The sequence below is a fragment of the Curtobacterium sp. S6 genome (genome assembly GCF_000710345.2).
Taxonomy (GTDB): Bacteria; Actinomycetota; Actinomycetes; order Actinomycetales; family Micrococcaceae; genus Rothia.
The window spans coordinates 63,499-84,802 of sequence record NZ_JHEL01000010.1 but is presented as its reverse complement, the minus strand read 5'-3'; the positions used below and the strand labels follow the sequence as shown (position 1 = coordinate 84,802).

Sequence of the window (21,304 nt, the reverse complement as noted above, 5' to 3'; positions counted from 1 at the left end):
CCCCGACGCCGCGTGATGATGTGGCCTGCGCCGAGCCCTTAACCCAGGCCCAGCGAATCGCGGACGTGTTCCGGCCAGCGACGTGTGTCCGTACCGTGCTGAGCCGCCAAGGACAGGGCAATGCGTTCGAGGCCGAAGCCCGCGCATGCCGTATGAGCGGCGTCGGAACCGGCCGTGATGGTGAAGGCCTCACCGAAATGACCCTGGTGGTAATTGGCCGACGCAATGGCGGTCTGATGCCCCGGGTACACCTCCGTGAGGATTTCGAATTTCAGCTCGGCGGCGCGTTGTCCCGAAGCGAGCATTTTTCCGGCGCGTCCGAAGAACGGATCGTTAGCCGCCGCGATCTCGACCTGAAGGCCGAGGCCCGTCAACACCTGATGGGCCGCCTCGAGCCAGCGGCCCCGGAAATCGAGGCAGTGCCGCTCGTCCCCGAAGGTCACGATTTCGTGCATCCGGAAGGACTCCCGACGCATGGGGTCCGGGGACGGCTCGTCCCGAAAGCAGTCGCCCACGAGCTCGTAGACTCGACGGTCCTGGTCCGTACCTTCCAGCGCTCGGTAGAGGGGATGACAGGCCGCCGAGACCATCGCGTAGTCGCGTCGTGTCAGTTCATCCGCCCAGTCTTCCCCGGCTTCGAGGCGGCGGAGCAGGCGGCGATGATCGCCGGTCTCCCCGTCAAAGGTCGCGATGGCGCCGAGAAGCTGCGGGAACGAAGCCACGTAATCGGTTCGTTGCAGGAGCTCGAAGGCGTTGATGCCCGGGAAGCGCACGCGTTGCGGGGCTTCCGCCTCGACGTCTCCGGCCGTGCGGCGGACGAGCCGGTTGAGCCCTTCCACGACGCTTTCCGGCGCGTCGCCGAGGCCTTCCGGGCCGCCGCCGGGAGCCGGAACCAGCCACCCCGCACGCCTCAGCGCCTCGCCGAAGTGACGGCGGTTGCCGTCCAGATCGGCCTCGGAGAAGTTGGCCGTGGGGTCGTCAGATCGCTGTTCCATGGAATTGTTCATCGTTCACCTCGAGAAATCATGTGCAGCCCGGCTGCGGTATCCAGTAAGCGGTCGTTGCCGATCATGAGCGAAAAGCCGTGGACGTCCCGGACCTGGCGGGACAGGCTCATCGGAGACGCATTGGAATACGCGGAAATTCCGACGATCTCCATCGCCTGGGAACAGATGGTTCGAGCAGACCGCGAGGCCGAAATCTTCAGCGTGTCCATCGCGATGGCAAACCGCGGAGATTCGAGCACCTGCGTGTTTTCCCGGGCCTCGTCGAAACGACGAATAGATGCCGTGACGGAGTCGTGCATGCGCTGGAGGTCCACCTCCAGCTCGGCAACCCGGATGGCCTGCAACGGCGTCGTTCCGGCGACCTTCCGGGCCGCACGCTGGGCGCTCCGACGAGCCGTCTGTCCCGCCGCGGACGCCACGCCGTACCAAGCGCTCGCCCACAGGGTATGCGAGGCCGGCAACATCGTGTGCGAGGAGATCGTGGCGAAGGGATCGTCGAAGATCATGGAAGTGGAGACGACTGCCTCCACCACGAAGGCCTCCGACATGGTGCCCCGCATTCCCATGGAGTCCCAGCCTCGGGTTCGCTCGAGGGTGGCCTCGTCCTGCCGGATGACCATCATGACCTGGTCGGAGTCGGGCGAATCGACGCCGCGACGCGCGGTGAGGAGGATGGCATCGGCGTATCTGCCGTAGGAAATGACGGGGCATCGCTTGCTGACCCGAGCCCGGCCGTCCTTTTCCTCGATATGACACGAGGACCGGCGGGTGTCACCGCCGATGCCTTCTTCCGTGGTCGCCGAGGCCAAGAGCAGTTGCTCCGAGGCGGCTTCCCCGCGGAATTCCAGCAACGCTTCCGACGAGGCGTGACCCACCAGGCACAATGCCTGGCTGTAATGCATCATCAGGATCATGGCGGTCGACGCGCACGCGGCTGCGATGACCTGGCCGACCTCGCACAACTGTGCGTGGGAGGCGCCTAAGCCCCCTTCTTCTTCGGAGAAGGGCGCCCCAAGGAGCCCCTGCTCGCGGGCCTCGTCGATGGCCTCGTAAGGGAAACGCGACTCGGAGTCGACGTCGGCCGCGTGCTTCGCGGCAATATCCGCGACGGCTTTGACCCGATTTTCGAATGTCGGAGGGATGGTGGTTTTCTCCATTCTGTTAGCGCGCCTGTTCGTTGAGGACGGTCATGACCGCGTGGGCGATGCTCTCCACGGAGCTGAAGGTCTGCTTGGTGAGCATGGCCTCGGGGAATTCGATGTCGAATTCGTCCTCCAGGCCGAGCATCACGCTGACCGAGGTGTGTGAACTCATGCCGGCCTGATAGAGGCTCTGGGTCCGTTCGAGATGTTCCTCGTCCGTCGGAAACTGGACGTGGGACGAGAGAACCGAGCGGATGGCCGGGTCGAGTTCGTAGCTGGTGTTCATGAGGTTCCTTTGGGTGATGAGACGGTCAAAACTATGGGTGATTCGCGGTGCCAGGCGTGCCGCGGGGTTGGCCAGATCCCGGTGGGAGATCGCCACCGCGCACGCCATGGACACGGAATCCGTATGGGTCATCGAGATGTCTACGTGACGTAGTCCGGATGCATCCGCCAGCTCTCGAGCCCGATCGTGAAGGGTCACTTCGGGGCGACGGCCGTGAGGAGCGTGGACGCGGATGGCAGGCCAAGGCACGGCATCCGCAGGACCCGCCCCCAAAACCTTGAAGACGGCTTCCTTGGCGGCAAATCGTCCGGCCAGGACCCCGGGATCCCACAGCCGAGCGCCCAATTCGAGGCGCTCGGATTCGTCGAGGATCGCCGCGAGGTACTTGTGGCCGTACCGATCCATGGAGGCCTCGACGGGGGCGTGATCTTGAAGGTCAACGCCGATGCGGGGCCACTCGTGAGGGCCGTCGACGGTGCGGCTCAATCCGTGCCTCCGAAGGCCGTGGCGGAGATTCCGTAGGCCTGAAGGAGCCGTTCCCTCTGAACGCTCAGGGTGTGCTTTTCCATCAACTCGCTGCCACGGTCCAGCAATTTCAGCCGCGTGAAGCCGCTCCACAGGTCGGCCCAGTTCTGGGCAAGCGCCTGAGGCGAATCGAGCTTGATCGGCCAGGACAGGTCGCTAAACGAGGGGACTTTCCGCATCACGACGGGGACGCCGCTGGCACATGCCTCGAGAATGGTGAGCGGGAATCCGTCCCACAGGGCCGAGTGCAGGTAAAGATCGGCCCGACCGATCAGCGCCCGGTTTTCCGCGGGGCTCGTCCACCCCGTGACATCGATTCCGCGACGACGGAGCATATTTTCCTGCTCCGGGTCTCCGCCGCCGATCCATTGGGCCCGGACCGATTCGCCGGTGGCTCGGACCGCCTCGATGGCGGACACGAAAAACTCGGGCCCCTTGGCCTGGGTCAGACGCCCCGAGCCCACGACCAAAGGCCCTTCTCCTGCGGGTTCCGGCGGCAAATTCCGCTCGGCGGTCTCAGGCTGGGAGGACGGGACGGTATTGGGGACGACGATGATGCGTCGTCGCGGAATACCGATACGGCGGGCGAGGCCGGCCTCGTTTTCCCCGCACGCGGCCAGGACATCGGTGAACCGACCCATCGCGGACTCCGCCGCCGCGAATGCGGCGCGTTGGAGTGGGCTTTTGTCACCCCGGAGGAATGCCCACGCGTGGGGCGTGTAGACATAGCGAATGGGGCGACCACCGCGGCGGATTTTCGCCATGCGAATGTACAAGCCCGCGTAGCTGGAATGCGCGTGCACGACGTCGGGACGCACCCGGTCGATCACCGCTCGGGTGCGCGCCACGGATTGCCTATGGTTGTCCGGCAGGCGCTGTACGCTGGCGAAATTCTGGGTCCACGCGTCATTGGCCAGGGGCGCTTCGGCCCGCTCGCGGAAGAGGATATGGTGCTCCAACTCGGGCGTGATCTCGGCGTAGCTTTGCACCGCTCCGGCCACGCCCCCGCCGAAACTCTCGACGACGTGCAGAACCCGGAGGGGGCTCGCCCCGCGTGGGGGAGACCATTGATACGAGAATTCCTGAGGAGTCCATCTCTGAGAAGTCAGTTGAGTCTTCATCAGTACGCACCGTTCTTGCTGACGACCGCCTGTACGGTTCTTGCCAAAATGTTGAGGTCGAATCCGACGGACCAGTTTTCGACGTAGTAGAGGTCGAGTCGGGTCGAATCCGCCCACGACAGGTCGGAACGACCGGATACCTGCCAGAGCCCCGTGATTCCGGGTTTGACGAGCAAACGGCGATGAACGGGCGCTTCGTACTGGTCCACTTCCTCCCGCAGCGGAGGCCGGGGCCCGACCAAGGACATATCGCCTCGGAAGACGTTGAAGAGCTGCGGCAATTCGTCGAGCGAATAGCGACGCAACGTCTTGCCGACGCGGGTGACGCGGGGATCGTTCGCCATCTTGAACAGGACGGAATTTCCGTCCGAGTGCTCCATGAGGGCGTCTTTGAGCTCGTGGCTGTCCGGCATCATGGACCGAAACTTGAACATGTTGAACGTCGATCCGTTGTGGCCGATCCGTTCCTGCACAAACAGCACGGGGCCCGCGGGCTTATCGAGTTTGATCGATATCGCGATCAGGGCCATCACGGGGGATAGCACGATCAGCGCCAGCCCGGAGAGCACAATATCGGTCAGCCGCTTCATCGCGCCGGCAGACCCGTGCATATTGGGGGCAGCAACGTGAATCAGCGGAACGCCGTTGATCGGCTGCGTGTGGAAACGGGGTGCCGCGATATCCGTCATGGGCGGCGCGATCACTAGCCCGACGTCGTCTTCGGATAAAACCCAGCCCAGGCGCCTGAGATCTTCGGGCGGAAACTGGTGTCCCGTCGAAACCGCGACCATATCCACCGAGAGTTCCTGGACCACCTCGCGGATGGATTCGATGTCCATTCCGTCGGCCCTCCACGGGATGCTCGTGAGCTCCGGTATCCACTCGGCGACCGGTTCCTCCGGGAGGTAGGCGGCGATGGGCGCCAATCCTGACTGGGGCGCCGCATTGAGCTTGCGGATCAGGTGGGAGGTCGACAGCTCATCACCGATGACCATGACCCGAACCTGGGCGTCGCCTCGCCTTTTGCGGATCAATTGGTGGCGCAAGGTCCAGCGCTCGATCAGGAGCAGAACGAGGCCTACGGGGAGGGCAATCAGCACATACCCGCGCGCCACCGAGAGTGCGCCCGTGAATGAGACGAGGCACAAACACGCGAAGAGCCAGATGGAGGCCCGGGTGACGCGCCGATATTCTTCGCTGCCCACGCCCAAGATGTTGGAGCTCCTGCTGCTGCTCAGCCAGAGGGCCAGCCACCAGGCGACGCTAATGATCGTCGATACCAGCGTGTAGGAGATCTGGTGGTCTTCGATCTGCAAAATCGCTGCAGATTCGAAAAACCTGGCTCCTTGTGCAGCAAACGCCGCAATGAGTACGCAGAGCGCATCCAGCGTGGCCATGATGCGAACTGTTCGATTATTCCAAATTCGAGCAGTCGTGGATTTCGATCCGCGCCCGGATCGCCTATTTTTCAACGCGTTGAATTTTTGACGAAATTTTCCGCGCGGTGGTTCTGCGTTTGGTAACACTAATCTCTTGTCCCCCAGGGCAATGCAGGTATGTGTAGTTGTCTTCGGCGCTCCCCAGAGCGCCTACCAGTCGGTAACTCGTGCCGTCACATCGTAGTACTCTATAAAGCCTCAAATCAACGTGACGTTAGAATCCTCACATAATTTTTCGCTTTAAATTAAATCTAAATTTGAACGGGAACTACGTGTTGTATGTATCACTATCACGGGTTGATGAGCGTATCCGGTGTGGCCAAGAAGGGCGAGTTGACGGCAATGGATTGAGGGTAGGCTGTGACTCAACCGATGAGGCGACGGAAGGATCTGCGCATGGTTCTTGGCACGGTGGTGGGCCCAGATCTTGCGACGGCCATGTTGCAAACACCGGGGCAAGAGCGGGCGTTGATGCCCGGGGGATGGCTGGTGGGGAAGGTTGCCGTGGCCATTATTCAGCCGTTCTTCGCGATGCCGCAGTATTCGGAGGGTTACACCCTCGCGGATATGAAGGCGGCCAATCCCGGGACCGTCTTTCTCGCCTACGCGAATGGTGCCATCTGCCATATGGCGGAACCGTCTCTCGGCCCGTTGGATACCGCGGTCGACGCCGCCGAGGCCGAATCGAAGGGCTGGCTCATTCCGTGTCCGAACCCATCTGTGTGGCCGGATAAACTCGTCGCCTCATCGCCGCGGGCGGCGGGTAAAAGCCAAAAAGACACTAGTTTGAAATATATTCGCTACGACGACTACCCCAACTACTACTTAGCGAGGATCGATAGCGACGACTACCGTCGTGCCTTCGCTCGTCATTGCCTCGATGTGATGGCTTACTCTTCGAAGTCGTCCCACGGGGCGCCCAACGGGCAATTCGATGGCGTGTTCCTCGACGACACCAATATGGGTCCCCAGCATGGATTGGATCTGGACGATACCGGGGGAGCGCCGGCCGACGGTCGCGCCCCGGAGCCCTACGGTCCGTGGCGGTCGAATGATGATTACGGAAAGACCATGATCTCTTTCGTGCAAGACGTCGCCGGCCAAGTGCGGGACGAAGCCGGCGAAGCAAGCGTCATCGCGGTGAATCTCGGCGCCGACCCGATCTGGGCGGGACAGCGGGCCTTGTCCCTGGAGCTCGCGGCGTCGCGCAGAGGTGGGCGGCCCACGGTGGACCGATTCCTGCGGGAGTACAGCACTGCGTGGTACGGAGGGTACTCGTGGATCGATGCCCAGCGGGTGAAAGGCTACATCGATCAGGCCCTCGACATCACGACGAACGGAGTTTTCGTCGACTTTTCGGACCATGCCAAACCGCCCGCAGACCCGAAAAAGGGGCCAACGACGGCGGAGCGGTCCGCGTGGGATGCTCAGCAGCGTTTGGTCAACGCCGTCGCGCTCTTGGGGCGCACGTCGGGAGGGCCGATCACCACCGCCCAGGCAATTCAGGTCCCGACCGGGCGCAACCAATGGGGTGCCAAGGATCTCGCGGAGGACATGGGAGATAAGGTCGCCAACCTGGATATCGACCGGAACGTGGTCTTCGGCAATTCTTCCACCACGAATTTCCCCACGGGCGCCCTGGCCAAAACCGGCGACGTGTTGCACCGGACCTATTCGACCGGCACCCTCTACGCAAATTTCTCCGGTGAGGACCGCACCGTCGACGGGGTCTTGGTTCCCAAGCGAGACGTGTATTTTGCTCGCTCCAGCGATTCTGAGTAGAAGGCGGGGCGATCGCGCTCTACCGACGCACGGAAGGTGACCTTGGGATATGCCGGTGGTTCGCGAACGTTTCCGCGTGGAGTATTACACAGGGCACTAAGGCTCGGACGGGATGACACCGACCCTCGGTCCCTGGCCGAGTCCCGCGCGAAGGCCCGGCCAGTCATCTAGAGCGCCGCGGTGATTTTCCGCAGGACCTCCGGTGCGTCGTCCGCGTCCGTCACGGCTTCGATGAGGACTAAATCGTGCGGTGCCTCCGCGGCGGTCTTGAGGGCGTCGTGCATTTCTTGGCCGGTGCTTGCCCTCAGGGTCTGGTACGTTCCCGGTTCCGCGCCGAAGAATTGAGGGGCCAACCGCCAATTCCACGCCGGAATGTCGTTATACGCGGCTGTGGGCCCGTGGATGGCGCGCTCCACGGTGTATCCGGAATTATTGACCAAAATAATCACCGCGGGGATTTTCTCCCTGATGATTTGGCCCATTTCCTGGATGGTGAGGTGCGCGGAGCCGTCGCCGATCAGCAGGATTGGCCTACGGGATCTATCCGCCAAACCGGCGCCCAGCATCGCGGGCAGGGTATAACCGATGGACCCCCACATGGGTTGGCCGATAAACATCGAATCCTTGGGGAAACGGTGCTCCGACATGCCGAAAAAGCTCGTGCCCTGCTCCGCGAGCACCACATTTCCCGGCGCCAGTGACTGGGCGACGAGGCTCCACAGGGTGTCCTGGGTCAACGTCGTGTTCGAAGCCTCGACGATCTCGGGGACCTGGGGTTGGGCCTGGGGCATGGGATCGATATCGAGATCCAGCAGTACCTTCGTGAGAATGCGGATGGCCCGCTCCATCGACAGGGGAGTGAAGGATTCGTTTCCCACCCGACTGACCGAGCGCTTAACCTCGATTTGTTTGGCCGAATCGATATCGATGCTGAACCCGGCCGTCGTGTTGTCGGTGAATTCCACGCCCAGGGTGATCAGCGCGTCCGCGTTTTCGACCGTGCGGAGCACGCCTTCTTCCGACGCGGCCCCCACGTAAATCCCGGCGAAATTGGGAGCCGACTCATCCACCAGGGTTTTTCCCCAGCTGAGGGTCGCGACCGGCAGCTTGGTCCGTTCGATCAGGTCATGCAGCGCCGGTGCCGCGCCCAGGCGATGGACGCCCAGATCCGCGAGGACCGCCGCCCGTCGTCGCGGCAGGAACTCCCGAACGGCCTGCTCGAACTGCTCCTCGGCGGCCTCGGTGGAGGATTGCGTGATGCGTTCCAAGGGGCTTGCGGGTGGGTCCGTGGGTGTCGCGGCGACGTCGGCGGCCAGCATCAGGAAGCCGGGCCTCTTGTCGAAGATGACGGTTCGCAGGACCCGGTCGATTTCCCACGTCGCGGAGGGAGCTTCCAGATCGGCGGAAGCACAGGTGACCTCTTCGGCCATGCGCAAGAAATGGCGGAAATCCCCGTCGCCGAGGGAGTGGTGGACCTTGGCCCCTCTGGCTTGGAGTTCCTTCCGCGGAGCGCCGACGATATGGATGACCGGCACCGACTCGGCGTAGGAGCCCGCTATCGCGTTGATCGCCGACAGCTCACCGACGCCATACGTGGTCAGCAGGGCGCCCGCACCTCTGAGGCGGGCGTAACCGTCCGCCGCGTAGCCCGCGTTGAGTTCATTAGATGAACCAACCCACCGGATGCCCGGGTGACCCACCACGTGGTCGAGAAAGTGGAGGTTGTAGTCTCCCGGCACACCGAAGAGCTCGGTGATGCCCAGCTCCGCCAACCGGTCCAGCAGATAATCCCCAATGGTGTAAACAGATGTCATGGCGTTGTCCTTCACCCACATGACGCCGGACGGTTCGCGGCGTCCTTGATATGCGCGAACACCTGGGCCTCATGCGTCGTGACGGCACCTTTGCCGATACGTGCTCTCATCCCGTCGCAGCAGGTCATGAGCCGGCGGGTCGTCCCCCGCGATTCTGGGGTGAGACACCAGCCCCGGGCACATGCCGCGTCGGTCGCCGAGCGGCCCGGTTGCGCACGGGCAGAATACTAATGAGAAGACCTTGCCGCATCAAGAGTGCGTTGGGCCGCTCGAGGACCGTGGGCCACGGACAAGCTCAGCGGCTCACATTCGGCAGAACCTCCTCGGCCGTGCGATGCGCGATGGCTTCCTTTTCGGAATCCTCCAACCGTGCATCCCGGAGGAATTCCTGCGCGCCGTCCATCCGGACGAACGGGTAGTCGACGGAGTACATGATGCGGTCGGCGCCGATCGTTTCGACGCAGTACTGGAGGTTGGCCTGCGTGAACATGCCGCTCGGCGTGACCCAGACGTTGTGCCGCATGTACTCCAGGAAAGTCCTCTCGAGGCCGGTGATCTTGGTCGGAAGCATCTCGTCGAGCCTGTCCAGGAAGAACGGGATCATTTCGCCCCAGTGTCCCAGGATCACCTTAAGGTCTGGGTGACGATCCAGGGCGCCCGAGAGCACCAGGTGCAGGAAGTGGACCGCCGTCTCCTGGTGCCAGCCCCACGCCGCGGTCTGGAGGCGCGTGGTCACGACGTCGCTGAGTCCGGCGTAATTCTCCGCGGTGGTGGCCGGTAACGCGGGGGAGGGGTGCAGGTAGATGGGGCCACCGGTCTGTTCCGCGGCGGCCAGCACGTCGTCGAACCTGGGGTCCGAGAGGAACAGACCGTCGGTGCGCCCAAAGATCAAGGTCCCGGACATGCCCAGTTCGTTGACGGCTCGGCGCAGCTCGTCTCCCGCGGCGTCCGGGACGGAGGTGGGGAGGGAAGCGAAACCCGCAAAGCGATCCGGGTGCCGAGCCATGGCCTGCGCCAGGGTGTCGTTGGTCCTGCGCGTCAGTTCCGGCGCGACATCGGCCGGAAGCAACTGAGCGTTGAGCCCCGACAAGACCTGCACATCGATACCGTAGGCATCCATATCGGCCAGACGCTTCTCGCCGAGGCTCCCGAGAGCCTGAACATCGGGCGCTCCCGGGCCGCCTCCTTCTCCCGCGAAGGCGGTCCCAAACCCGGGGCTGATCTTGGCGATCTCGCGTCCCGTGACCTTGGCGACGTCGGGGTCCATGTAATGCTCTTCCAGAGTGACCAGCCGCATGACTATTCGGTGCCCTTCTGGGCCACGCCGTCTATCCACACCTGGGAGATGTTTTCGGTGGCGGTGATGTCGACCGTGGGATCGCCGGAGACCAGCACCAAGTCGGCCCGATGTCCCGGCGCGATGACGCCGCGGTCGGTCAACCCGAACACCTCGGCGTTGAGCCCGGTGGCGGCGTGAAGGGCCTCGGTCGGGGAGAGCCCCGCCTCGGTCAGGAGGCGAAGCTCCCGATGCAGGGAGGCCCCGTGATCGACGTTGGCCGGAACGCCGGGTGCCTGATTGGCGTCCGTGCCGGCGAGAAGGGTCAGCCCTGCCACGTGCATGTCCGAGACCGCCCGGCGGGCATAGGAGTAATCGAGTCCTTGGTCGGCCAAGAATTCGGCCGTGCCCTGCATCATCGTCAACGTGGGGGAGGAGACCACTGACGTCCGCTGCATCTCGGCGAGGAGCTTCGGAGAAAGTTCACCGTCGAGCGGCGCGTGGGTCAGGACATCGACGCCGACCTTGACTCCCGTCTCGTAGGCGCCGACGGCCGCGGCGTGAGCGACCACGAGCTTGCCCGCGGCGTGGGCCTCGTCGACCGCAGCCTGGGCGACGTCTTCCTCCAGGCCGCCGCGGCCCGGGCTCTCCAGAATGAGTTTGATGTAGTCGCTCCCCTGCTCGACGCGCTCGCGGACCAGCTCGCGGGCCTGTTGCGCGTCGTCGGTCATCGAAGCCGAGGGGAAATTCGGGATGCGGGCGTGCGTGCCGTGATGCGAGACGAGCGGTGCCCCCGCGGTCAGGATGGCGCACCCATGATCCGCCCCTCGGACCTGTTGCACGAATTCCTGGGGCCACATGGCCATGTCGAGGGCCGTGGTGACGCCGAAGTCCAGGAGGCGATCCAGCTGGGCCGGGTCGCTGATGTGGACGTGCGAATCGATCAGGCCGGGCAGCAGGGTCTTCCCAGGCCCGTCCACGTGCCGGTCATCCGGTCCCTGCCGGCTCGACGCCGCGGGGTCGATGGAAAGGATCCCGGTGTGGTCGAACACGACGTCGCGCTTGCCGTCCAACAATCTGGTGCCGTCGAAGACCCCGACGGAGGAAATGATGGTCCTCATGATTTCTCCTGACCGAGGCGCGCAGGTGCGCCCCTGTGATGATGCGGTCGCCCGAAAATCTCGAGATCACTGTCTCTGAGCCATCGGAGCGACCCTCGTTCTGGACGCGCCGTGGTCAGAGTTCCGTGGTGGCGGTGGTGCCGCTCGGGCGATCGCCGGACACACGGGCCTTGACGATATTTGCCAGGGCCGAGGCCTTGCCGCCCGGCTGGCCCCAATGTTGCGCCGAGGCGCTCACGAAGCGGATCAACCCGAGGTTCGGGTCGTCCTTGCCGCCGTCGAACCAGGCCTCGACCTGATCGTTCCAGAGTTTGTTGATTTTCTCGCGGTCGTTGACGAAGGCGACGCTGCCGGCCACCGACAGCCACGACCCCATCTTGGTGAAGGCGACGTTGGCCTTCGAGGCGGCGCGCAATTCATCCGCCTGTTCGCCCTGGAGGCCGATGAAGAACCAGAGGTCCGCGTCATCGGTCACCTCCTGGACGGCCATGGGGTGGCTGTGAAGCCAACCGTCGCTCGTCTCCGAGGTCATCATGACGATCTTCTCGTCCTTCATCATTTCAACGACGTGATCCTGCGTCAGCTCTGACATGGTGGTTCGACTCCTAGCGTCTGCATCGATGTACTTTCACACTACAACCCTGCTCACATCGCATGGCTAGGAGCTTTCCGCGAAAAGACCTCAAGGTGCCTGGCCCCTCCGGGCGGCTATTCGAATAGGCGTTGCCCAATCATGGTGTCCGAATCCCGCAGCCCCGGCGGGACCGCGTACAGCCCTGACCCCACGTGCTGGAGATATTCCGTCAGGGCATCGGTTTCGGTCATTTTCTTGAGAATCGGGTAAAACCCCTCGCGAGGGTCCCGGGCGAAGGCGATGAAGAACAACCCGGCGTCGAGCCGGCCCAAGGAATCGTTGCCGTCGGTGTAGTTATAGCCCCTGCGCAGCATGCGATGGCCCCCGTTATTTTCGGGCGCGACCACCGCGACGTGGGAATTCCCGGGAACCTTCGGCTTATTTCCGGTTTTTGCGTGAAAATCGATGGCGTCGAATTCTTTGTCCGCGGAAGGGGCGTCGACGGATAACGGTGCCCCGTACCGTTTATCCCGCCCGATGATCTCTTCCTGTTCGCCCAGGCCCACGCGGTCCCAAATTTCCAGGTACATGTGAATCTTCCGCGCGAGCAGATAGGTTCCCCCGGTCATCCAGTCGGCCGCGCCGGATTCGTGCGCCCACACGTGCTCATCGAGCACACCGGAACCGTCCTGGGATTTGATATTCGCCGTGCCGTCCTTAAACCCGAAGAGGTTGCGCGGGGTCTCCTGATCCGTCGACGTCGAGGAGGTCCGGCCATAGCCGATCTGGCCCCACTTGATCGCGGCCGTGCCGAAGGCGATGCGCGTCAGATTGCGGATCGCGTGCACGCAGACTTGGGGGTCGTTCGAGCAGGCCTGCACGACGAGGTCGCCGTCCGTGGTTTCGGCGCGCAGTTTCTCGTTCGCGAATTTCGGCATGCCCTCCGCGAGGATCCGGGGCATTTTGGCCTTGAGGCCAAAACGATCCTTCCCGGAGGAATCCTCAAAGAGCGTTTTGCCGAAGCCGAAGGTGATCGTGAGGCCCGCCGCCGGATAATTCCAGGCCTCGCCGGTGTCCTTGGGCGGCATATCTTTGTTGGTGCTGGGTTCGCCGCCGATCAGTTCTCCAGCGCACATCTGCTCCGCCGCGGAGGTCCAGTCCTCGAGCATCCACCGGAGATCCTGGAGGTCAGCGTCGCCGTTGACGGTGTACGCCGCGATGTACATGTTGTCCTGCGCCGGGGTCGTGATGCCCTGTTGCCTCTCGCCCCGAAACGGGTAGGTGAGATCCGTGGTCGCCGCCGGGGCGGCCTCGGCCCGGCCTAGGTGGTGCCCGATCGTGCCGCCGCCGAATCCCGCGATCCCCAGCATTCCCGCCGCGCCGGCCCCGGCGACCAACCGACGCCGCGAAAAGCCACGGGTCTTGCCGCCGGTGGCCTTCGCCTCGTCGGGTTGGTCGGGAGGTGTTCCTGTGTCTGCCATGGATTAGTGAAGGATCGTTCCGGCGACCTCGGACAGGGGCTCGCTCAATCCGTTGACGGCGTCGGAGAAAGCCCGTTGCGTGTCGGTGTAGTTGGCCGGGGAGGGCGCCTCGCCGGTCGCATCCTTTTGCACGGCGGCGATCTGGTCGTACGGCTTATAGGTCGTGGCCCCGTCCGCGGTCTTGCCCGTGGCCTGCTCGTCGATCAGCTTGGTGACCTTGCCGAAGTTCTTGTCGATCTTGGCGGCGAGATCGGGATCCTTCGTGTGGACGAGATCCTTGACGTTTCCGTAGGCCACCTGCGCGCCTTCGAGATTTGCCTGGAAATCGTACATATCCGTGTGTGAGAAGGTTTCCTCCTCGCCGACGATCTTGGACTTGGCGACCTCCTCGAGCAATCCCGACGCGCCGTCGACGACGTCGGAGAGCTTGAGCTCAAACTGTCCGCTGGCCCCGGAAACCTTGCCGTAGACCAGATCGTAGAGCTTCTGGGTGTCGTCGTTGAGCTGGTCGGCGGCCTTCTGACGATCGGCGTCCGAGGCGAAGGCGTACCCCTGGGAGCCGTCGGTGAACAGATCGGCCTCGATGCGGTGCCACCCGGTCCAGTCCTTGAGGACCTCGGGGTCGGTGGTCTTCTTGCCGGCGTCCGCGGCGAGGTCCTGGACCCGGGCATCCATCGCGGCATCGAGGTCCCCGGCCTCCTTGATGCCGAAGGACTCCGCGGTCGGTTCGATGCGCTCGTAGTGTTGGCGCGCGAGCGGATAAAGCTCCTTGGCCTTCTCCGTGTCGCCGGACGTGTAGGCGTCGGTGAAGGCCTTGGTGGCCGTCACGAGCTGACCCGTCTGGTCTTTGACGTAGCCGGTGTAGTTCTTGATGGCTTGGTCCTCGGCGGCCTTGAGATCGTCGGAGACGTTGACGTCGTCGCCCTTGGTGACCTTGAAGTCCGACAACCCCACGAAGTCGCCGACCATATTCGGCTTGCACGCGGTGAAGTACGAGCCCTCGGACACGGCCGTGGTGAGCTCGGTCGAGGTCCCGGGACCGATGTTTTCCTGCTCCGATTCGATTTGTAGCTTGTTCTCGGCCAGGACCTCGAGCTCGTTGGGCTTGGTGCCTTGGTTGGTGATCTGGAATTTGACCTGACCCGACGGGATCTCGGCGGGCTCGACCTTGCATCCGTCGTCGGTGATGGTGACGTTGACGGTGTGGGCGCTGCCCGTAGCGCCGCCGGCCCCCGAGGACGACGAGGCGCTGTTCTGAGGGTTATCGGTGCACGCCGTCAGAGCGACGGCGAGGGTCAAACCCACGGCGAGGGAGAGGGTGCGAGCGTTTTTCATGGGTTCCTCACAAGGTGGTGGACGGGGCGGAGCCGGAAGTCGACTCCCGAGAGCGGTTGGCTCGGGGCCGTGAGCCGCGAACCTGCCGGGTAAAGAAGAACAGGGCAGGCACCACGTAGACCAGCCAGGCCGCGACCTGGAGAACGGTGGGCTGCAGGTTGAACTGGAACATCGCCTGCGCCAAGACATAGAGCCAATAGACAGGCGAGTGCGCATCGGGGAGCACATGGGAGTAGTCCCACGCGTGGGTGAAGACCCCGGGCAAAACGCCGGCCTCTTGGAGGTCCCCGATGCCGTAGGCGGCGATTCCCGCGACGACGAAGATCAGGAAGTACCCGGTCCACGAGAAGAAACGGTGCATGTTGATGCGCCGGGCCCCGCGGAAGACGACCCAACCGAGAACGACCGCGAGGACCAGTCCCGTCAGGACGCCCGCCGTCGTGGCAAAGACGTTGTGCTCCACGGAAGAGCGGATGGTCGCCCAGATGAAGAGGGCGGTTTCCACGCCCTCCCGACCGACCGCGAGGATCGCGACCCACACCACGCCCCAACCCTTCGATCCGCGGTTCAGGGCGCCTTCGAGGGAAGTTTCGAGGTTGTGTTTCATCGCGCGGGCGTTCTTGCCCATCCAAAAGATCATGCTCGTGACCAAAACGACCGCGACCAAGGACAACCCGCCCCCGATGATCTCCTGCGCCTGGAAGGTCAGCGTCCGGGGGCCCCACGTCAGGAGGGCACCCACGCCGAGGGGAAGCAGGGCCGCCACCCCGATACCGGCCCACAGCTTGGGCAACACGTCGCGGCGACCGGATTTGACCAGATAGGCCACCAGAATGCCGATGACAAGGCTTGCTTCGAAACCCTCACGCAGCGCGATGAGGAGATTGGCGATAAACACGGGGTGACCTTAGGGACAGACGAGTGGGGCTCCACCGGCGACCTAGGATCTGCTGGGGATGAGCTAAGTGTAGCCTCACCTCATTTGCTAGGCAAAGTACTTTCTCACATCACCGCAGATCAGCGTGGGTGCCACCCGCGCGCTCGCGGGCTCCCCGGTCCGGTGCGGCCCTACCCGGTATGTACGACGGCGCGTTCCGCCTCCGCGGCCTCGCGCGTTTTGCCGCCGTGCGTACGTAGGGCCAAATAGATCAGGAGCATCATGACCCCCGAGGTGACCCCAAACGCCCCGAACGCCGCGAAACCCCATTTCTCCATGCCCAGGGCGAAGAGCTGTCCGCCCATCCACGGCCCGAAAACGGCGCCGAAGCGACCCATGCCCGTCGTCAGGCCGAGCGCGGTGGCCCGGGTCTCGGTGGGGAAAACGTGGGATACGGCGGCGTAGATCATGATCTGGGCGCTGAAGAGGAAGATGCCGGTGACAAACACCAGAATGTAGGTCACGACCATCGAGGATTTGATGCCCATCGCGCAAACGCCCACGGCTGTGACAAAGAACCACAGCATCGAGACGCGAACCGGGCCCCACGCGTCGGCCACCTTTCCGGCCACCAGGGTTCCGACGATTCCACCCGCGTTAATGAGGCACAGCAGGATCAACGAATTGCCGAGATCGAATCCGAGAGACTCCATGAGCGAGGGCAGCCACGTGCTCATGCCGTACACCAGGAGGAGGCCGCCGAAGGATCCCAGCCAGAAGAGGATCGTCACCACGGCATTCCGGCCGCGGAAGAGCTTGGCGAGGTTTTGGCCGAAGCTTCCGCCCCGCTTGGTGATGGTGGTCTTGGCCAAGGGGGCGACGAGGTCGAATCGTTCCGCCTGAGCGCGAGCCTTTTCCAGGCGACCGCGGGCCACGAGGAAGGTGGGGGATTCCGGAAGCATCGCCAAGACCAGCGGAACCAGAACGATCAGGGGGACCACTCCGACCCAGTAAATCGAGCGCCACCCCAGGTGGGGCAGCAAATACAGGCACAATAGAGGGGCGACGATGCCGCCCGCCTGATGGGCCGTCATGACCGCGCCGACGGAGAAATTGCGAACTCGATCAGGGGCAAATTCGGAGACCATGGCGATCGCCGTCGGCAACAGGCCGCCCAGGCCAAATCCGGCGATCGTGCGCCAGACGCCGAAGCTCCCGGCGCTCATGGCCAAGGCGCATCCGGCGGAGGAGAGGGAAAAGATCGCTGAGCACAGGATGATGCTCCAGCGGCGACCGATCGTGTCGGCGACGATGCCGATCGTGAGCGCGCCGATGAGCATTCCGAAGGTCGCAAAGGAACCGATGTTTCCCGCGTGTGCCGCGGTCATGTGGAAGTCCGCGTCGGCCTGCATGCTCGGGATGGTCGAGCCGTACATGAAGGTGTCGATGCCGTCGAAGAAGATGGCGACCCAGCACAGGGTCAGGACGATCTTGAATGCCCTGTTGCTGGTAATTCTTTGTGTCCTCGGTGCGATGTCGCGAGTAGTCATGAGTTCCCCTTGAAGTCACGGACCTCGCCGGTGAGGTCCTCAGGCTGCGGTCACTCCATTCGGATGGTGATGGGTGACCCGCAGTGAGCAACAGTGAACCAGGACACATCAAAAGTGTCAACAATTTAGTTAATGATGCGAACACCGCCTCTTTGCCGGTGGCGGGCGGCCATGCGAGCTCAGTCCTCGGTTGAGCGAATCGCGTCGGCCACGCTCGCGAGGTGCCGGGACATGGCTTCCGCGGCCGCGTCGGGACGGTGGTTACACACCGCGTCGATGATCGCCAGGTGCTGGGGGAGTGAGACGGCGGGACGCCCGGGATGATTCGAGAGCTTGAATTGGTAGCGCACGGCTTGGCCCCGAAGACGTTTGATGGTCTCGGCGGCCGTCTTCTGCCCGCTCATCTCGATGATGAGGGCGTGGAGCTCCTTGTTGCACTGCGAATACTCGGAGAGATTCCCGGTGTCGACGGCCGCGGTCATGCGCCGAGCAATGGCCCGGAGGCGCTCCACTTGCTCGCCGTCGGCGCGCTCCGCGGCCTTGCGGGCACACATCGCCTCGAGCGCCCCGCGGACCTCGGTGATTTCTACGGCTTCCTCGACGGAGACCGCCCTCACTCGGGCCCCGCGATTCTGAACGCGTTCGATGAGGCCTTCCACGCTGAGTTCGGAGAGAGCGATGCGCACATTTCCCCGGGAGGCGTTGTACTCCTCGGAGAGGTCCGCCTCGACCAGCCGCTGATTGGGCACGAGCTGGCCGGAAACGATCGCGTCGCGGAGAAGGCTGACCAGCTGTGGGGCGGGGGTCGACGAGGCGCGCCCAGGCGTGCCCGAGCTGGCTGCGCGTGGTGCTGTGGTTGAGCTCTCGCCGGGCAAGGGGCTCTCCTTCGGGTTGTGCAAATAACTCCGGGTGGAGACAGTCTACCGAACGGCGAACTTCGTTTGCGATATTGTCAACAATAAAGTTGACGATGTACGCTCAAGTCATCCACATCACCCTCGACGGCGAGGCCGAACCAGAGAGAACCACAGATGACTGAACCCTTCACAGAGGCGGGAAGACCTCCGAGGCCATTCGGTGCGCAGGTTCCGATCCCCGCGTGGCTCATGCGCGGCGGCACGTCTCGGGGGCCGTTCTTCCGGGCCTCGGACTTGCCACGAGACATCGCAGTGCGGAACCGGGTTCTCCTCGCCGTCATGGGTAGCCCTCATCCGTTGCAAGTGGACGGGGTCGGCGGAGGCCACCCCCTGACGAGTAAGGCCGGCATCGTTTCGGGTTCTGACGAGGCCGAGATCGATCTCGATTTCACTTTTGTCCAGCTCCAGCCCGGGAACACCAGCGTTCAGACCACCGCCAACTGCGGGAATATGCTCTCCGCCGTGGTGCCGTACGCTCTCGAGACCGGGCTGCTCGAACCCGGTGGCGAGACGACCACCGCAACGGTCCGAACCCTCAACACCGGGCTGATATCAGAGATCACCGTCCAGACCCCCGAGCTCGGAACCGGTGAGGATTCGCGGCGCGTGGTGGCTTACGACGGCGATACCGCAATCGACGGCGTCGGGGGAACGGCCTCTCCCATCAGGATCATGTTCCGGGACACCGAAGGCTCGGTGGCCGCCTCGCTGCTGCCCACGGGTCACGAGCGGGACGTCGTCGTCCTTGCCGGCGGACGCGAGCTGGAGGCAACCCTGATCGACAACGGCCAACCCATGATTCTGGTGCGGGCGGGCGACGTCGGTCGGACGGGATACGAGTCCACGGAAGAACTCAACGCAGACGCCGATCTCAAGGCTCTCCTCGAAGATCTGCGTATCGAAGGCGCGGGCCTCATGGGGCTCGGAGACGTGCGGGACAAGAGCTACCCGAAAATGACCCTCCTTGCCGCACCGCGTGGCGGGGGAGCGGTTTCGACGCGATGCTTCATTCCGCACGCCGCGCACGAATCCATCGGTGTGCTCGCCGCGGTCACGGTGGCCACCGCCGTGTGCATGGGCGGAACCGTGGCCCACGGCCTGGCCGCATCCGGGAGCGGCCGCCAACGAACCCTCGCGATTGAGCACCCCAGCGGCGCCTTCGACGTCGACCTGGAACTGTCCGAGCGCGGCGAGGTACTGCGCGCGGGGATCACCAGGACCGCACGCCCGCTGATGTCGGGAGATCTTTGGGTTCCCCGCACGGTGTGGGACCCCCAGCGCAAGATTCCAGGAACGGAGAAAACCGAGTCATGATCATCGACTGCCATGGGCATTACACCACGGCCCCCGAGGGGCTCGGACGTTGGCGCGAGCAACAGATCGCGGCCTTGGGCGGGGCCGCGAAGCCGGATCCCGCCGGCCCCCTCATCACGGACGAGCAGATTCGTCATAGCATCGACGCCAATCAAGTGCGGCTGATGGACGAGCGAGGCATCGACCTGACGATCTTCTCTCCTCGGGCTTCCTTCATGGCTCATCACATCGGGGGTTTCGAGACCTCCTCTGCGTGGGCGCGACGATGCAATGACCTGTGCGCCCGGGTCGCCTCCCTTTATCCGGAACGCTTCGTTGCCGCGGCGATGCTGCCGCAGTCACCGGGGATCGATCCGGCGACCTGCGTGGCCGAGATCGAGCGTTGCGTCGACGAGTTCAACGTCGTGGGGGTCAACCTCAATCCCGATCCATCCGGCGGGTATTGGACCTCGCCTCCTCTGACCGATGATTCATGGTTCCCGGTGTACGAGGCGTTGGTCGAGCATCGCCTGCCGGCGATGATTCACGTGTCGACCTCGGTCAACCCCGCTTTTCACACCACGGGAGCGCATTACCTGAACGCGGATACGACGGCCGTGATGCAGCTGATCCAGGGGGATCTGTTCCAGCGCTTTCCCGAGCTGAAATTCGTGATCCCACACGGCGGCGGCGCGGCGCCCTACCACTGGGGGCGCCTTCGTGGGCTGGCGCAAACATTGGGCAAGCCCCCGCTCGAGGAGCACCTGCTGGGGAACGTCTTCTTCGATACCTGCGTGTATCACCAGGCCGGAATCGATGAGTTGCTCGCCGTGATCCCGCACCACAACCTCCTGTTCGGCTCGGAAATGATCGGGGCGGTCCGGGGCGTGGACCCCGAGACGGGCCACTCCTTTGACGACACGGCCCGGTATCTTCGCGCCGCCTCCTTGGCTGCCGAAGACGCCGCGAATATCTGCGAACGCAATGCGCGCCGGGTCTATCCGAGGCTGGACGAGCACCTCAGAAACCTTCATCCCACTACCTCGACAAGGCGGAATACTCATGTTTGATCTCGGAATCGTGCACACCGACGTCGTTCGGCCGGAGCCTGAGGCCCTCGCGGCCCTCGACGGGTTCGATGTGCCCACCCTCCACGAGGCGATGGGGCGCGTTGGCCTGATGCGCCCCTATATCCGGCCCGTGTACACCGGCGCGAGGCTGTGCGGACCGGCGGTGACCGTCCTGTTGCAGCCCGGGGATAACTGGATGCTGCACGTTGCGGCGGAGCAGGTGAGGCCGGGCGACGTCGTTGTCGCTGGCTGTACCACCGAATGTGAAGACGGCTTCTTTGGGGAACTTCTTGCGACCTCAATGCGCGCGCAGGGCGCCCGGGGACTGGTCATCGATGGCGGGTGCCGGGATATCCGACAGCTCGAGGAGATGGATTTTCCGGTCTTTTCCCGGGCGATCAATTCCAAGGGGACGATCAAGGCGACGCTCGGCTCGGTGAACGTGCCGGTGGTCTGCGCCAACGCCCTGATTCATCCGGGGGATGTGGTGATCGCGGACCACGACGGCGTCGTGGTGGTTCCGAAGGATCGTGTGGCTCAGGTGGCCCAGGCCGCCCAAGAGCGTGAAGACCGGGAACGGGACAAACGAGAGAAATTCCGCGCGGGAACTTTGGGGCTGGACCTCTATTCCATGCGGCAACCGTTGGAACAGGCCGGGCTGACTTACGTCGACTAAATCGACGCTCACGAAAGG

General features: G+C 63.8%; 18 protein-coding genes. 4 read left to right on the top strand and 14 right to left on the bottom strand.

From position 1 onward, the window contains the following. Positions 1-38 precede the first annotated feature (38 nt). From CURSPS6_RS01475 to CURSPS6_RS01455, 5 genes are read right to left on the bottom strand one after another with little or no spacing between them, the layout of a single operon-like run. Positions 39-1,007, bottom strand: coding sequence for a hypothetical protein (locus CURSPS6_RS01475; protein WP_235503651.1), 969 nt, complete (start codon positions 1,005-1,007; stop codon positions 39-41). Continuing rightward, positions 1,004-2,164: an acyl-CoA dehydrogenase family protein gene (locus CURSPS6_RS01470; RefSeq protein WP_030013576.1), complete on the bottom strand. Its 1,161-nt coding sequence runs from the start codon at positions 2,162-2,164 to the stop codon at positions 1,004-1,006. Before CURSPS6_RS01470 ends, CURSPS6_RS01475 begins: the two co-directional genes overlap by 4 nt. Positions 2,165-2,168: 4 nt before the next feature. Continuing rightward, complete coding sequence (locus tag CURSPS6_RS12240; RefSeq protein ID WP_082469911.1) at positions 2,169-2,921, bottom strand: acyl carrier protein; 753 nt, start codon at positions 2,919-2,921, stop codon at positions 2,169-2,171. After that, positions 2,918-4,081 (bottom strand): glycosyltransferase family 4 protein, encoded by a 1,164-nt coding sequence (locus tag CURSPS6_RS01460; RefSeq protein ID WP_082469910.1) that lies wholly within the window; start codon positions 4,079-4,081, stop codon positions 2,918-2,920. Before CURSPS6_RS01460 ends, CURSPS6_RS12240 begins: the two co-directional genes overlap by 4 nt. Next, a complete protein-coding gene (locus tag CURSPS6_RS01455) occupies positions 4,081-5,478 on the bottom strand; it encodes a sugar transferase (protein ID WP_082469908.1) in 1,398 nt (465 codons plus the stop codon). Before CURSPS6_RS01455 ends, CURSPS6_RS01460 begins: the two co-directional genes overlap by 1 nt. Positions 5,479-5,916: 438 nt before the next feature. Between CURSPS6_RS01455 and CURSPS6_RS01450 the strand changes: the two genes are divergently transcribed. Next, positions 5,917-7,302: a hypothetical protein gene (locus tag CURSPS6_RS01450; protein ID WP_030013572.1), complete on the top strand. Its 1,386-nt coding sequence runs from the start codon at positions 5,917-5,919 to the stop codon at positions 7,300-7,302. 167 nt (positions 7,303-7,469) lie between these two features. Here the strand turns inward: CURSPS6_RS01450 and CURSPS6_RS01445 are convergent, their stop codons facing one another. The 9 genes from CURSPS6_RS01445 to CURSPS6_RS01405 form a co-directional block, all read right to left on the bottom strand. Next, complete coding sequence (locus tag CURSPS6_RS01445; protein ID WP_030013571.1) at positions 7,470-9,116, bottom strand: alpha-keto acid decarboxylase family protein; 1,647 nt, start codon at positions 9,114-9,116, stop codon at positions 7,470-7,472. A gap of 295 nt (positions 9,117-9,411) precedes the next feature. After that, positions 9,412-10,413 (bottom strand): amidohydrolase family protein, encoded by a 1,002-nt coding sequence (locus CURSPS6_RS01440; protein WP_030013570.1) that lies wholly within the window; start codon positions 10,411-10,413, stop codon positions 9,412-9,414. A gap of 2 nt (positions 10,414-10,415) precedes the next feature. After that, complete coding sequence (locus tag CURSPS6_RS01435) at positions 10,416-11,513, bottom strand: amidohydrolase family protein (protein WP_030013569.1); 1,098 nt, start codon at positions 11,511-11,513, stop codon at positions 10,416-10,418. 115 nt (positions 11,514-11,628) lie between these two features. Further along, complete coding sequence (locus tag CURSPS6_RS01430; RefSeq protein WP_030013566.1) at positions 11,629-12,105, bottom strand: pyridoxamine 5'-phosphate oxidase family protein; 477 nt, start codon at positions 12,103-12,105, stop codon at positions 11,629-11,631. 116 nt (positions 12,106-12,221) lie between these two features. Next, positions 12,222-13,568 carry an iron uptake transporter deferrochelatase/peroxidase subunit gene (efeB, locus tag CURSPS6_RS01425; protein WP_030013564.1) on the bottom strand — a complete coding sequence of 449 codons (1,347 nt, stop codon included), beginning with the start codon at positions 13,566-13,568 and terminating at the stop codon, positions 12,222-12,224. Positions 13,569-13,571: 3 nt separating this feature from the next. After that, positions 13,572-14,903 carry an iron uptake system protein EfeO gene (gene efeO, locus CURSPS6_RS01420; protein ID WP_030013561.1) on the bottom strand — a complete coding sequence of 444 codons (1,332 nt, stop codon included), beginning with the start codon at positions 14,901-14,903 and terminating at the stop codon, positions 13,572-13,574. A gap of 7 nt (positions 14,904-14,910) precedes the next feature. Then, positions 14,911-15,801: an iron uptake transporter permease EfeU gene (gene efeU / locus CURSPS6_RS01415; protein ID WP_030013557.1), complete on the bottom strand. Its 891-nt coding sequence runs from the start codon at positions 15,799-15,801 to the stop codon at positions 14,911-14,913. Positions 15,802-15,971: 170 nt separating this feature from the next. Further along, entirely contained in the window at positions 15,972-17,330 is a 1,359-nt protein-coding gene (locus CURSPS6_RS01410) for an MFS transporter (protein ID WP_030013556.1), read from the bottom strand. Positions 17,331-17,509: 179 nt separating this feature from the next. Further along, positions 17,510-18,205: a GntR family transcriptional regulator gene (locus CURSPS6_RS01405; RefSeq protein WP_082469906.1), complete on the bottom strand. Its 696-nt coding sequence runs from the start codon at positions 18,203-18,205 to the stop codon at positions 17,510-17,512. A 156-nt stretch (positions 18,206-18,361) separates the two neighbouring features. Between CURSPS6_RS01405 and CURSPS6_RS01400 the strand changes: the two genes are divergently transcribed. From CURSPS6_RS01400 to ligK, 3 genes are read left to right on the top strand one after another with little or no spacing between them, the layout of a single operon-like run. Further along, positions 18,362-19,561: a 4-oxalomesaconate tautomerase gene (locus CURSPS6_RS01400; protein WP_051687501.1), complete on the top strand. Its 1,200-nt coding sequence runs from the start codon at positions 18,362-18,364 to the stop codon at positions 19,559-19,561. Next, complete coding sequence (locus CURSPS6_RS01395) at positions 19,558-20,610, top strand: amidohydrolase family protein (RefSeq protein WP_051687500.1); 1,053 nt, start codon at positions 19,558-19,560, stop codon at positions 20,608-20,610. The genes CURSPS6_RS01400 and CURSPS6_RS01395 overlap by 4 nt, the downstream gene beginning before the upstream one ends. Further along, the gene (gene ligK / locus CURSPS6_RS01390) at positions 20,603-21,286 is read left to right on the top strand and encodes a 4-carboxy-4-hydroxy-2-oxoadipate aldolase/oxaloacetate decarboxylase (RefSeq protein ID WP_030013550.1); all 684 of its coding nucleotides are present in this window, start codon (positions 20,603-20,605) and stop codon (positions 21,284-21,286) included. The genes CURSPS6_RS01395 and ligK overlap by 8 nt, the downstream gene beginning before the upstream one ends. Positions 21,287-21,304 lie beyond the last annotated feature (18 nt).

Excerpts from the sequence above, each read along its gene's own strand:
- CURSPS6_RS01475 (WP_235503651.1), bottom strand. The coding sequence starts at position 1,007 with ATGAACAATTCCATGGAACAGCGATCTGACGACCCCACGGCCAACTTC.
- CURSPS6_RS01460 (WP_082469910.1), bottom strand. The coding sequence starts at position 4,081 with ATGAAGACTCAACTGACTTCTCAGAGATGGACTCCTCAGGAATTCTCG.
- CURSPS6_RS01455 (WP_082469908.1), bottom strand. The coding sequence starts at position 5,478 with ATGGCCACGCTGGATGCGCTCTGCGTACTCATTGCGGCGTTTGCTGCA.
- CURSPS6_RS01450 (WP_030013572.1), top strand. The coding sequence starts at position 5,917 with ATGGTTCTTGGCACGGTGGTGGGCCCAGATCTTGCGACGGCCATGTTG.
- CURSPS6_RS01410 (WP_030013556.1), bottom strand. The coding sequence starts at position 17,330 with ATGACTACTCGCGACATCGCACCGAGGACACAAAGAATTACCAGCAAC.
- CURSPS6_RS01435 (WP_030013569.1), bottom strand. The coding sequence starts at position 11,513 with ATGAGGACCATCATTTCCTCCGTCGGGGTCTTCGACGGCACCAGATTG.
- ligK (WP_030013550.1), top strand. The coding sequence starts at position 20,603 with ATGTTTGATCTCGGAATCGTGCACACCGACGTCGTTCGGCCGGAGCCT.
- CURSPS6_RS01445 (WP_030013571.1), bottom strand. The coding sequence starts at position 9,116 with ATGACATCTGTTTACACCATTGGGGATTATCTGCTGGACCGGTTGGCG.
- CURSPS6_RS01400 (WP_051687501.1), top strand. The coding sequence starts at position 18,362 with ATGACTGAACCCTTCACAGAGGCGGGAAGACCTCCGAGGCCATTCGGT.
- CURSPS6_RS01470 (WP_030013576.1), bottom strand. The coding sequence starts at position 2,164 with ATGGAGAAAACCACCATCCCTCCGACATTCGAAAATCGGGTCAAAGCC.
- CURSPS6_RS01395 (WP_051687500.1), top strand. The coding sequence starts at position 19,558 with ATGATCATCGACTGCCATGGGCATTACACCACGGCCCCCGAGGGGCTC.
- efeB (WP_030013564.1), bottom strand. The coding sequence starts at position 13,568 with ATGGCAGACACAGGAACACCTCCCGACCAACCCGACGAGGCGAAGGCC.
- CURSPS6_RS01430 (WP_030013566.1), bottom strand. The coding sequence starts at position 12,105 with ATGTCAGAGCTGACGCAGGATCACGTCGTTGAAATGATGAAGGACGAG.
- efeO (WP_030013561.1), bottom strand. The coding sequence starts at position 14,903 with ATGAAAAACGCTCGCACCCTCTCCCTCGCCGTGGGTTTGACCCTCGCC.
- CURSPS6_RS01440 (WP_030013570.1), bottom strand. The coding sequence starts at position 10,413 with ATGCGGCTGGTCACTCTGGAAGAGCATTACATGGACCCCGACGTCGCC.